Below are 12190 nucleotides of genomic sequence, written 5' to 3' on the forward strand. Positions count from 1 at the left end.
GTTGACGATGGCCGCCTGCTCGCGCAGTGCGAGCGGCCGGGCCGGCGCGCGCGGCGGTGCGTCGGGCAGCGCGCCGTGCAGCTCGACGCTGCCGGCATGCACCACCAGCGTGCCGGCGGCCATGTCGCCGAGGCGCTTGAAATCGGGCCGCCACAGCATCGCGAGCAGGCCGAAGCCGTACAGCAGCGGCATGAAGTCGGCCGCGCGCAGCAGGTTGCGGATGATCGACGCGGCGGGCGTCACCGGCAGCCCGGAGTCCATCACGACGCGCAGGCCCAGCATGCGCTTGCCCGGCGTGGCGCCGGCCAGCGCCAGCTCGAACACCACCGGGTAGAACCATTCGAGCAGGAAATACATCATCAGCTGCAGCCCGGCCCCCAGGCCGCCGCCCAGGCCCAGCAGCGCCGACAGCGCAAAGAACATCACGACGCGGATGCCGAAATCGGCCGCGAACGCCAGCACGCGCGGCACCAGGCCGGCCGGCCTCAGCGACAGCGCGATGCCTTCGGGGGTTTCGGCGGTGGTCAGCGTATCCAGCGACACGGAGGCCTTGTGTGTGGGGGTCGCAGATTCTAGGGTGCAGAATCTCTCTTCCGTTGTCGGAGACCTCGCCCATGAACGCTCCCATCCCCGCCCACCTGCTGCCGCAGCTCGATCCGCGGCCGGTTCCCGCCGAGATGGTCGAGGCGTTGCGGGCCCGCTTCGGCGAGCGCTGCTCGACGGCGCTGGCGGTGCGCCAGCAGCACGGCCGCGACGAGTCGCCGTTCGACGTGCCGCCGCCCGAGGTGGTGGTGTATTGCGAGAGCACCGACGAGGTCGCCGAGGTGGTGAAGCTGGCCGACCGCCATGCCGTGCCGGTGATCCCGTTCGGCGCCGGCTCATCGCTCGAAGGCCACCTGCTCGCGGTGCAGGGCGGCGTCAGCATCGACCTGACGCGCATGAACGCCATCGTCTCGGTGCGCCCCGAGGACCTCACCGTCACCGTGCAGGCCGGCGTCACCCGCATGCAGCTGAACACCGAGATCCGCCATGCCGGGCTGTTCTTCCCGATCGACCCCGGCGCCGATGCGACGCTCGGCGGCATGAGCGCCACCCGCGCCAGCGGCACCAACGCCGTGCGCTACGGCACGATGCGCGACAACGTGCTCGCGCTCACCGTCGTCACGCCGCAGGGCGAGGTGATCCACACCGGCACGCGGGCGCGCAAGTCGTCGGCCGGCTACGACCTGACGCGCCTGATGGTCGGCAGCGAAGGCACGCTGGGCGTGATGACCGAGATCACGCTGAAGCTGTACCCGCTGCCCGAGGCGATCTCGGCCGCCACCTGCAGCTTTCCGAGCATCGACGCCGCGGTGCGCACCACCATCCAGCTGATCCAGATGGGCGTGCCGATCGCGCGCTGCGAACTGCTCGACGCGAACGCGGTGCGCGCGGTGAACCGGCACGACAAGCTGGCGCTGCCCGAGGTGCCGCTGCTGCTGATGGAGTTCCACGGCAGCGAGGCGAGCGTGGCCGAGCAGGCCGCCACGGTGCAGGAGATCGCCGGCGAGTTCGGCGGCGAGGGCTTCCAGTGGGCGACCACGCCGGAGGAGCGCACGAAGCTGTGGAGCGCGCGCCACCGCGCCTACTTCGCCGGGCTGCAGATGAAGCCCGGCAGCCGCACCGTGACCACCGACACCTGCGTGCCGATCTCGCGGCTGGCCGAGTGCATCAACGAGAGCGTCGCCGAGGTCGAGGCTTCGGGGCTGATGTACTACATCGTCGGCCACGTCGGCGACGGCAACTTCCACCTCGCCTACCTGATCGACCCCGACAAGCCGGAGGAGCGCGAGACCGCCGAGCGGCTGAACCTGCAGCTGGTGCAGCGCGCGCTGCGGCTGGACGGCACCTGCACCGGCGAGCACGGCATCGGGCTGCACAAGATGGGCTTCCTGGTCAGCGAGGCGGGTGCCGGCGCGGTCGACATGATGCGCACCGTCAAGCGCGCGCTCGACCCGAAGAACATCATGAACCCCGGCAAGATCTTCACCCTCTGAGGCCGCGCCCATCAGCGTCTTCCTGATCCAGCGCTGCGCCGCCTTCATCGCCACGCTGCTGGCGGCCTCGGCGTTGATCTTCGCGGTGCTCGCGCTGCTGCCGGGCAGCGCGGTCGACGTCCGGCTGGAGACCGGCGCGACGCCGGAGGCGGCCGCGGCGCTGGCGCAGCAGCTCGGGCTCGACCAGCCGCCGCTCGTGCGCTACGGCCACTGGCTGCGCGGCCTGGCGAGCGGCGAGCTGGGCCGCAGCGTCGCGTACGACGCGCCGATCGCCGAGCTGCTGGCCGAGCGGCTGCTCGTCACCGTGCCGCTCGCACTGATCGCCGTGGTGCTGACGACGGTGTTCGCGCTGGCACTCGGCGTGTTCGCCGCATCGCGCCACCGCCGGCTCGGCGATGCCGGCGTGATGGCCTTCAGCCAGCTCGGCATGGCGGTGCCGAGTTTCTGGTTCGCGATCCTGCTGATCCTGGTGTTCGCGGTGAAGCTGCAGTGGTTTCCCGCGGGCGGATTTGCCGGCTGGGACGAAGGCCCGGCCGCGGCGCTGCGCTCGCTGCTGCTGCCGGCCGTCGCGCTGGCCGCGGTGCAGGCCGCGATCCTCGCGCGCGTGACGCGCAGCGCGGTGCTCGAGGTGATGCGCGAGGATTTCGTGCGCAGCGCGCGCGCGCAGGGCCTCGGCCGGCGCGCGGTGCTGTGGCGGCATGTGCTGCGCAACGCGCTGGTGCCGGTGCTCACGGTGATGGGGCTGCAGTTCGCGAACCTGCTGACCGGCGCGATCGTCGTCGAGAAGGTGTTCGCGCTGCCCGGACTCGGGCTGCTGGTGTTCCAGGCGATCGCGAACCGCGACCTGCTGGTGGTGCAGAACGTGGTGATGCTGTTCGCCGCCGCGGTGATCGCGATCAACTTCGCGGTCGACCTGGTGCTGGTCGCGATCGATCCGCGGCTGAAGGCAATCCATCGATGAAACGCCACCCGAGCTTCGTCGCCGGCTGCGTGCTGGTCGGGCTGTGGCTCGCCGCGGTGGGGCTGTCACTCGTCTGGACGCCCTACCCGCCGACCGAGATCGACATCCCGAACAAGCTGCTGCTGCCGTCCGCCGCGCACTGGCTCGGCACCGACAGCCTGGGGCGCGACATCGCGTCGCTGCTGATCGCCGGCGCGCGCACCTCGCTGCTGGTCGGCGTGGCCGCGGTCGGGACCGGCGCGCTGCTCGGCACGGCGATCGGCCTGCTCGGCGCGGCCCGGCGCGGCTGGCTCGATGCGCTGCTGATGCGCAGCGCCGATTTCAGCTTCGCGTTCCCGGCGCTGCTGACCGCGCTGATGCTGGCCGCGCTGGCCGGGCCGGGAATCGTCACCGCGGTGGCGGCGATCGCGGTGTTCAACGCGGCGGTGTTCGCGCGCATCAGCCGCTCGGCCGCCGGCGCGGTGTGGTCGCGCGATTTCGTGCTGGCCGCGCGCGCCTGCGGGCGCAGCCGCCGGCAGATCACGCTCGACCACGTGCTGCCGAACATCGCGGCGCCGCTGATCGTGCAGGTGACGATCCAGTTCGCGGTCGCGATCCTGGCCGAGGCGGCGCTCAGCTACCTGGGCCTGGGCGTGCGGCCACCGCAGCCGAGCTGGGGACGCATGCTGAACGAGGCGCAGGAGATGATGTACCAGGCGCCGCACCTGGCGCTGTACCCGGGCATCGCGATCGCGCTCGCGGTGCTGGGGCTGAACCTGGTCGGCGACGGGCTGCGCGACCTGCTGGACCCGCGCCTCGAGGGGCAGCGCCGATGACGGGCGCGCTGCTGGAGGTCCGCGACCTGCGCGTGAGCCTGCCGTCGGCACACGGGCCGGTGGAGGCGGTACGCGGGGTCGACTTCACGCTGGCGCGTGGCCGCACGCTGGGCCTGATCGGCGAGAGCGGTTGCGGCAAGTCGATGACGGCGCTGGCGCTGATGGGCCTGCTGCCGGACGCGGCGCGTGCGGGCGGCAGCATCCGCTTCGACGGGCAGGAGCTGGTGGGCCTCGACGATGCGGCGCTGTGCGGCTTGCGCGGGCGGCGCATCGCGATGGTGTTCCAGGAGCCGATGACGGCGCTCGACCCGCTGCAGCCGCTGTGGCGCACGGTGTCGGAACCGCTGCGCGTGCACCGCGGGCTGGACGCGCGCAGCGCGCGCGCCGAGGCGCTGCGCCTGCTCGACCGCGTGCAGTTGCCGCAGGCGGCGCAGCGGCTCGATGCGCGGCCGCACCAGCTGTCGGGCGGGCAGCGCCAGCGCGTGATGATCGCGACGGCACTGGCCTGCGGGCCCGAGCTGCTGATCGCCGACGAGCCGACCACCGCGCTCGACGCGACGCTGCAGCGCGAGATCCTCGCGCTGATCGGCGCGCTGGTCGCCGACAGCGGCATGGCCTTGCTGCTGATCTCGCACGACCTCGACCTGATGGCGCGCAGTGTCGAGCGCGTGCTGGTGATGTATGGCGGAACGGTGGTCGAGGAGGGCCCGGGCGCGCAGGTGCTGGCGGCGCCGGCGCATCCGTACACCCGCGGGCTGGTCGGCGCGCGGCCGCGGCTGGGGGCGCCGCGGGGAGCGCGGCTCGCAACGATCCCGGGGAGGGTGCCTGCGCTGGGCGAGTGGCCGGCGGGGTGCCCGTTCGCGGATCGCTGCGGGTGGGTGGTAGAGGCCTGCCGGGCGGGCTTGCCAACGCCTGTCGGCGTGGGTGGCGATCACGCCGCGCGGTGCATCAGGATCGACGCCGTCAGCGGTACCCCATCGACTGCGGCAGCCACAGCACGATCTGCGGGAACAGCGTCATCGCCAGCAGCAGCAGCAAGAGCATCACGATGAACAGCCAGCCCTCGCGCAGCATGTCGCGGATCGGGATGCCGGTCAGCGCGTTGGTCACGAACAGCAGCATGCCGAACGGCGGGTGGATCAGCCCGATCATCATGTTCAGCACGATCACCACGCCGAAGTGCACCAGGTCGATGCCCAGCGACTTCACCATCGGCAGCAGGATCGGCACGAACACCAGCAGCAGCACCGAGATGTCCATGAAGCAGCCGAGCACCAGGAACAGCAGGTTCACCAGCAGCAGGAACGAGGTGCGCCCGAGGTCGAAGCCCGCCATCCACGCCGCGAGCGACTGCGGCACGCCCTCGGCGGTGAACGCGTAGTTCATCATGAACGCGCCGGCCAGGATCATCGTGATCACCGCGCTCGAACGCGTCGACTCCATCACCACACCCCACAGCGTGCGCCAGCTGAGCGCGCGGTAGACGACGCCGGCCAGCACCAGCGCATGCAAGGCCGCCACCGCGGCTGCCTCGGTGGGCGTGAAGATGCCGGTGTAGATGCCCGTCAGCAGCAGCACCGGCAGCGACAGCGGCAGCGCGCCGCGCCACAGGATGGCCGGCCACTCGCGCAGCGGCACCTTGTCCTCGCGCGGCATGTTGCGCCGCGTCGCGATGACCTGCACCACGCCCATCATCAGCAGCGCCATCAGCACGCCCGGCACCACGCCGCCGAGGAACAGCGCGCCGACCGAGCTGCCCGACACCAGCGCATAGATCACCATCGGGATCGACGGCGGGATGATCGGCCCGAGCGTCGCGCTCGCCACCACCACCGCGCCGGCGAAACCGGGCGTGTACTCCGGCTTCTTCAGCATCTGGCGGATCGTCACCAGCCCCGGCCCGGCCGCATCGGCGATCGCGCTGCCGCTCATGCCGGAGAACACCACGCTGACCAGGATGTCGACCTGGGCCAGCCCGCCACGCAGCCGCCCGACCAGGATGCGGCAGAAGTCGAAGATGCGCTCGCTGATGGTGCCGGCATTCATCAGGTTGGCCGCGAAGATGAACAGCGGCACCGCCAGCAGCACGTAGCTGTTGTAGAGCCCGTTCAGCACCTGCTCGGCCGCGAGGCCGACGTCCTGCCCCTTGACGACCAGGTAGGCGATGCCGCTGCCGATCATCGAGAAGCCGATCGGCGCGCGCAGCACGAAGCCGGCGACCAGCACGCCGATCAGCGCCCACAGCGCCGCCGTCATGCCTTTACCTCGCCGCTCAACTCATGGTCGAGCCCGCGTGCGATGCGCCACAGCGTGTGCGCGCTGCGCGCCACCACCCCCACCAGCATCAGCGCGAACGGCAGGAACACCGCCATGAACGGCAGCCCGAGCACCGGCGTGCCCTCGCGCGCCATGAACCGGATGTAGTCCCAGCTGGCCGGCAGCGCCCACAGCGCGAGGCCGCCGAACAGCAGCGCCGCGAGGCCGCGGAACACCCGCCGCACACCGGCCGGCATCGCGTTGTAGACCAGGTCAAAGGCCACGTGCTCGCGCTGCGGCACGACGAACGCGGTCGACCACAGGATCACCCAGACGTACAGCACCACCGCCAGCTCGTCGGTCCACGGCAGCGGCCGGTCGAAGCCGAAGCGCGCGACGATCTGCACCAGGAACACGAGGAACAGCAGCACGAAGAGACCGCCGCCGACCGCCTCGGCGCCGCGTTTCAGCCAGCTGCGCATCAGGCGACCCCGTTGATGCGCTCGAGCATCCCCTTCGGCCACGACTTCGCCTGCTCCGACGCGGCATACGCCTGCTGCACCGTGCGGCGGAACGCGGCCACGTCGGGCGTCGTCACCTGCAGGCCTTGCTGCCGGAAGAAGTCGACCAGCTGCGCCTCTTCCTTCAGGCGGTTCTCGTTGTTCCAGCGCGCCGCCGCCTGCGCCGCCGCCTTCAGCTTCTGGCGCTGCGCCGGGTTCGCCGCGTTCCAGGTCTTGTTGGCGACCGCGATGAACAGGCCGTCGACCAGGTGGCCCGTCAGCACCAGCTGCTTCGTCACCTCGTAGAACTTGGCGGCGCGCACGGTGGAGAGCGGGTTGTCCTGGCCGTCGATGGTGCCGGTCTTCAGGCCCAGGTAGACCTCGCCGAAGGCCAGCGGCGTCGGCGTGGCCCCCAGCGCCTCGCCGAGGAACAGCCAGTCCTTCGAGCCCGGCATGCGCAGCTTCACGCCCTTCAGGTCGGCCGGCACCATCACCTTGCGCGTGTCGCGCAGGTTGAGCTGGCGCGTGCCGAGGTAGGCCGTGGCGAGCACCGTCACGTCGAGCTTGTCGGAGACGCGCTGGAACACCTCGTCGCCGATCGGCCCGTTGAACACCTTCTGCTGGTGCTGCGGGTCGCGCAGCATGTAGCCGGCGGTGAAGATCGAGAACTCCGGCAGCAGCTTCGCGATGTCGAAGGCCGAGATCGACGCCAGTTCCAGGTTGCCGCGCGCCATCGCCGCCGGCTCGGTGCCCTGCTTGAACAGCGCCGCGTTCAGGTTGACCTGCACCTCGAACTCGCCGGGGGCCGACTGCTGGAGCGTCTCGTTGAAGACCGTCCACATCTTCGCGTGCCAGTCGTCCGGCACCGCGGGGGTCGAGATGCGCAGCAGCGTCTTGCCGGCGGCACGCGCCCACGGCGCAGACACGCCCGACAACCCCGCGCCGGACAACACCAGGCCGGCCGCCAGGCGGCGGCGCCGTGAATCAACAATCATGCAGTCTCCAGCTTCCTTGTTCGGATCAGTCTCAGTCGACGTCGAGGTCCAGCGCGATCGGCTTCAGCGCATGCTGCAGCGTGTGCATCTGGTCGAGCGTCAGCGCCACCAGCGGCGCGCGCACCCGCAACCAGCCGGGTTCGCCGCTCAGGGCCGACATGATGCCCTTCAAAGCGGGTGTCAGCGCGTAAGGGCCGAGCATCGCCAGCAGCAGCCGCACGCGCGACACGTCGTGCGGGGTGTTCGGCGCATCGGGCCGGCCGGCCAGCCGCTGCACCACGTGCGGCATGAAGTTGGCCAGCCCGCTGATGGCGCCGGTGCTGCCGCGGCGGGCCAGCTCGGGCAGGTCGGGCTCGTGGCCGGCGGTCACCATCAGCGTCTCGTTGAACGCATCGGCCAGCGCCAGCGTGTGCGCGGTGTCGCCGCTGCTGTCCTTGATGCCGACGATGGTCTGCGGGTACAGCCGCTTCAGCGTCTCGACGACCTTGCGCGACAGCCCGACGCCGCTGACCTGGGGGATGTGGTACAGGTACAGCCGCAGCCGGTCGTCGGCCGCGCCGTCGATCACCTGGCGGTAGCTGTCGATCACGCCCTGGTCGGTCACCTGGTGGCCACCGCCCTTCAGGTAGAACGGCGGCATCATCAGGCAGCCGTGCGCGCCGATGCCGAGCGCATGGCGCGTCAGCGCCAGCGTGTCGGGCAGCGCGGCGCAGCTGGTCGACACCAGGATCTGCGACCCCGGCACCCCTTCGCCGACCAGCGCGTCGACCGCGTCGCGGCGCTCGGCGACCGAGAACGCCGGCCCCTCACCGGTGGTGCCGAACGGCACGACGCCGCCGCAACCCTTGGCGTGGATCAGCGAGCGGGCGTGCAGCCCGAAGCGGTGCAGGTCGATGCCGAGGTCGGGCTTCAGCGGCGTCAGCAGCGCCGGCCAGATGCCGTGGAACGAGGCGGATGCGGCAGGAATCGTCATGGTCTTCTCCCGTCAGTGGGAGCGATGACGGCGCGGCTCCCCTCGCGCCAGACCCGATGGAAAACGTCAGTCGGTGGACACCACCCCCTTGCGCAGGATCAGGTTGCCGTACTTGCGCTGCTCGCCGCTGCGCAGGATCAGGAAGGCGCGCTGCGCCTGCTCGTAGAACGCGAAGCGCTCCAGCGTGGCCGGCTCGCGCTCGCCGGCGGTGTGCAGCAGCTTGCGGAATTCGGCCACCGGCGGCGGCACGGCGCGGGAATCACCCACCACCTGCATCGTCCAGGCGCATTGCGGCACGAAGGTGTCGAGCGGGAACAGCGGCAGCAACGCCGCCAGCACGGCCGGCGCGTCGGCGCCGGTGATCTGCACCAGCCGCGCACCGGACTGGCGGGCCACCTGGGCGGCGGGGAAATTCGCGTCCACAATCGCCAGATCGTCGCCGTGGCCCATGCTGGCCAGCGCGTGCAGCGCGTCGGGCGTGAGCAGCGGCGATATCGTCTTGAGCATCGGGACTTCCTTCGTGTCTTCGTGGGACAGCGCGGATTCTCATCGTAAGCGCCTGCCCCGAAAGCTTCAGCGGGACAAACCCTTCTGCCCTGTCAACGCCGCCACCCTGCCAACCCTGTCGAGAGCCTCCATGACCCTCCACTTTCCCCCCCTGCCGATGCCCGTCGCCGAATCGCTGCCCCACGACGCCCGGCACGCCACGCTGGTCGGCCGCCTGTGGGTGCCCGGCAGCGGGCCGACGCTGGTCACGCTGACCGGCGATGACCTGCACGATTTGTCCACCGTCGCTGCCACCAGCAGCCAGCTGCTGGAACTCGACGACCCGGTGTTCTCGGTGCAGTCGGCGCTGCGCACCGGGCAGGCGCCGCGCATCGCGTCGTACGAGGCGGCGCTCGCCAACAGCGACGAATCGCTGCGCGACGGCACCCAGGCCTGGCTGATGGCGCCGTGCGACCTGCAGCCGGTGAAGGCGAGCGGCGTCACCTTCATCGCGAGCCTGCTGGAGCGGGTGATCGAGGAGCAGGCGCGCGGCGATGCCTCGCGCGCCGACAAGATCCGCCGCTCGCTGACCGGCATCCTCGGCGACAACCTGGCCGGCATCGTGCCCGGCTCGCCGCAGGCGGCCCAGGTCAAGGAGGTGCTGATCGCGCAGGGCGCCTGGTCGCAGTACCTGGAGGTGGGCATCGGGCCGGACGCCGAGGTGTTCACGAAGGCGCCGCCGATGGCCGCGGTGGGGACCGGCGCCGATGTCGGGCTGCACCCCGGCTCGTCGTGGAACAACCCGGAGCCCGAGGTGGTGCTCGCGATCGACAGCCGCGGCCGGGTGCGCGGCGCGACGCTCGGCAACGACGTGAACCTGCGCGATTTCGAGGGCCGCAGCGCGCTGCTGCTGGGCAAGGCCAAGGACAACAACGCCTCGTGCGCGATGGCGCCGTTCATCCGGCTGTTCGACGCGCACTTCGGCATCGACGACCTGCGCCGCTGCGAGATCGCGCTGCATGTGGCGGGGCCGGACGGTTTCCGCGTCGAGGGCCGCGACACGCTCGCGAAGATCAGCCGCGATCCGCTCGACCTGGCGGCGCAGGCGATCGGCCCGCACCACCAGTACCCGGACGGGCTGATGCTGTTCCTCGGCACCATGCTCGCGCCGACGCAGGACCGGCTGGGCCCGGGCCAGGGCTTCACGCACGTGGTGGGCGACGTGGTCACGGTCTCGTCGCCGGCGTTCGGTGCGCTGGTGAACCGGGTGCGCCGCTGCGACGAGATCGCGCCGTGGCGCTTCGGGCTGACCGCGCTGATGCGCAGCCTCGCGGCGCGCCAACTGTTGACGTGAGCGCCGGGGTCGGCGAGGCGCCGCTGCTTGCGCTGGAGCAGGTGACGCGGCGCTACACGCTGCCGCGCGAACGGCTGCTGCAGCCGGCGCCGGTGGTCGACGCGCTGCGCGGCGTGAGCCTGGCGGTGCGGGCCGGGTGCAACCTCGGGATCGTCGGCGAATCGGGCTCGGGCAAGTCGACGCTCGCGCGCATCGCGATGGCGCTGGAGCCGCCGAGCAGCGGCCGGGTGCTGTTCGACGGCCGCGACCTGAATGCGCTGGCGCCGGCCGGGTTGCGCGCGGCGCGGCGCGATTTCCAGATGGTGTTCCAGGATCCGTACGGGTCGCTCGATCCGCGGCAGCGGGTCGGGCGCATCGTCGCCGAGCCGCTGCCCGACGGTACGCCTGATGCGGTCGGGCAGGTGGCCGAGGCGCTGGAGGCGGTCGGGCTGCGGGCGTCGGATGCCGCGCGGCATCCGCACGAGTTCTCCGGCGGCCAGCGCCAGCGCATCGCGATCGCGCGGGCGCTGGTGACGCGGCCGAAACTGATCGTCGCCGACGAGCCGGTCAGCGCGCTCGACGTCTCTGTGCAAGCGCAGGTGCTGAACCTGATGACCGACCTGCAGCAGCGCTTCGGCATGACCTACCTGCTGATCAGCCACGACCTCGCGGTGGTCGACCACCTGTGCGAGGAGGTGCTGGTGATGCGCGGCGGCGAGGTGGTCGAGCGCGGGGCGTCGGACGAGGTGTTCCGGTCGCCGCAGCACCCGTACACCCGCGCGCTGGTCGCCGCCGCGTAGCGACTTCCGGGCTACCATCTTCCGATGCATCCAGCCCTCAAGACCACCGCCACGCTGCTGTTGTGCGCCGCGACGCTCGCCGCAGCCCAGTCCCGCAAGGACAGCGCCGTCATCGGCATCACGCTGGAGCCGCCCGGGCTCGATCCGACCACCTCGGCGGCGGCGTCGATCGGCGAGATCGTCCACTACAACGTGCTCGAGGGCCTGACCAAGATCAACGTCGACGGCAGCGTGACGCCGCTGCTGGCCGACAGCTGGAGCATCGACCCCGACGGCCGGCTCTACACCTTCAAGCTGAAGAAGGGCGTGAAGTTCCATGACGGCGAGGCCTTCGACGCGTCCGACGTCAAGTTCAGCTTCGAGCGCGCCCGCGCCGAGGGCAGCACCAACAAGGCCAAGAAGACGGTGTTYGACAACATCACCCGCATCGAGACGCCCGATGCGCAGACAGTGATGCTGGTGCTCGCGAAGGCYGACGGCAACCTGCTGTTCCGCCTCGGCGAGAACACCGCGGTGATCCTCGACCCGAAGAGCGCCGCCACCACCGCCACCCGCCCGATCGGCACCGGCCCGTTCCGCTTCGAGAGCTGGTCGCGCGGCGCCGCGGTGGTGCTGTCGCGCTGGGACGGCTACCGCAACGCCGCCGCGATCAAGCTGAAGAAGGTGAGCTTTCGCATCATCAACGACCCGGCCGCTCAATCGGCCGCGCTGCTGGCCGGCGACGTCGACGCGTTCCCGCGCTTCCAGGCCGCGCAAAGCCTGGTGCAGTTCCAGAACGACCCGCGCTTCACGGTCGCGATCGGCGGCACCGAGGGCAAGACCCTCGTCGCGATCAACAACAAGCGCAAGCCCTTCGACGACGTGCGCGTGCGCCGCGCGATCGCGATGGCCATCGACCGCAAGGCGGTGATCGCCGGCGCGATGGAAGGCCAGGGCGCGCCGATCGGCAGCCACATGGTGCCGAGCGACGCCGGCTACATCGACCTGACCGGCGTGAACCCGTACAACCCCGACAAGGCCCGCGCGCTGCTGAAG

General features: G+C 71.1%; 13 protein-coding genes. 7 read left to right on the plus strand and 6 right to left on the minus strand.

Annotation, left to right across the window (positions count from 1 at the left end; genetic code table 11):
- Positions 1-543, minus strand: a 543-nt coding sequence (locus AC1D15_RS07160) for an RDD family protein (protein WP_477825451.1), incomplete at its 3' end; no start/stop codon positions are given.
- A gap of 71 nt (positions 544-614) precedes the next feature.
- Between AC1D15_RS07160 and AC1D15_RS07165 the strand changes: the two genes are divergently transcribed.
- From AC1D15_RS07165 to AC1D15_RS07180, 4 genes are read left to right on the plus strand one after another with little or no spacing between them, the layout of a single operon-like run.
- On the plus strand, positions 615-2036 hold the full coding sequence (locus AC1D15_RS07165; RefSeq protein WP_477825452.1) for an FAD-binding oxidoreductase: 1422 nt from the start codon (positions 615-617) through the stop codon (positions 2034-2036).
- A 10-nt stretch (positions 2037-2046) separates the two neighbouring features.
- Complete coding sequence (locus AC1D15_RS07170; protein WP_477825459.1) at positions 2047-2997, plus strand: ABC transporter permease; 951 nt, start codon at positions 2047-2049, stop codon at positions 2995-2997.
- The gene (locus tag AC1D15_RS07175) at positions 2994-3812 is read left to right on the plus strand and encodes an ABC transporter permease (RefSeq protein ID WP_477825453.1); all 819 of its coding nucleotides are present in this window, start codon (positions 2994-2996) and stop codon (positions 3810-3812) included. Before AC1D15_RS07170 ends, AC1D15_RS07175 begins: the two co-directional genes overlap by 4 nt.
- Positions 3809-4864: an ABC transporter ATP-binding protein gene (locus AC1D15_RS07180; RefSeq protein WP_477825454.1), complete on the plus strand. Its 1056-nt coding sequence runs from the start codon at positions 3809-3811 to the stop codon at positions 4862-4864. The genes AC1D15_RS07175 and AC1D15_RS07180 overlap by 4 nt, the downstream gene beginning before the upstream one ends.
- Here the strand turns inward: AC1D15_RS07180 and AC1D15_RS07185 are convergent.
- The 5 genes from AC1D15_RS07185 to AC1D15_RS07205 form a co-directional block, all read right to left on the minus strand.
- A complete protein-coding gene (locus AC1D15_RS07185; protein ID WP_477825455.1) occupies positions 4776-6068 on the minus strand; it encodes a TRAP transporter large permease in 1293 nt (430 codons plus the stop codon). The two genes, AC1D15_RS07180 and AC1D15_RS07185, sit on opposite strands and share 89 nt — an antisense overlap.
- Complete coding sequence (locus AC1D15_RS07190) at positions 6065-6550, minus strand: TRAP transporter small permease (RefSeq protein WP_047508186.1); 486 nt, start codon at positions 6548-6550, stop codon at positions 6065-6067. Before AC1D15_RS07190 ends, AC1D15_RS07185 begins: the two co-directional genes overlap by 4 nt.
- Positions 6550-7563, minus strand: a complete 1014-nt coding sequence (locus AC1D15_RS07195; protein WP_477825456.1) for a sialic acid TRAP transporter substrate-binding protein SiaP — start codon at positions 7561-7563, stop codon at positions 6550-6552. Before AC1D15_RS07195 ends, AC1D15_RS07190 begins: the two co-directional genes overlap by 1 nt.
- Before the next feature lie 31 nt (positions 7564-7594).
- Positions 7595-8536 (minus strand): dihydrodipicolinate synthase family protein, encoded by a 942-nt coding sequence (locus AC1D15_RS07200; protein ID WP_047508188.1) that lies wholly within the window; start codon positions 8534-8536, stop codon positions 7595-7597.
- A gap of 66 nt (positions 8537-8602) precedes the next feature.
- The gene (locus tag AC1D15_RS07205; RefSeq protein WP_047508190.1) at positions 8603-9043 is read right to left on the minus strand and encodes an RbsD/FucU family protein; all 441 of its coding nucleotides are present in this window, start codon (positions 9041-9043) and stop codon (positions 8603-8605) included.
- Between the two features lie 130 nt (positions 9044-9173).
- On the opposite strand from AC1D15_RS07205, the gene AC1D15_RS07210 reads away from it, so the two are divergent.
- The 3 genes from AC1D15_RS07210 to AC1D15_RS07220 form a co-directional block, all read left to right on the plus strand.
- Entirely contained in the window at positions 9174-10376 is a 1203-nt protein-coding gene (locus tag AC1D15_RS07210; RefSeq protein ID WP_052212535.1) for a fumarylacetoacetate hydrolase family protein, read from the plus strand.
- Positions 10373-11155, plus strand: a complete 783-nt coding sequence (locus AC1D15_RS07215; RefSeq protein ID WP_477825457.1) for an ATP-binding cassette domain-containing protein — start codon at positions 10373-10375, stop codon at positions 11153-11155. Before AC1D15_RS07210 ends, AC1D15_RS07215 begins: the two co-directional genes overlap by 4 nt.
- A gap of 24 nt (positions 11156-11179) precedes the next feature.
- The coding region (locus AC1D15_RS07220) for an ABC transporter substrate-binding protein (protein WP_477825458.1) at positions 11180-12190 on the plus strand (1011 nt) is incomplete at its 3' end.

The organism is Rhizobacter sp. P2_H2 (assembly GCF_056403375.1).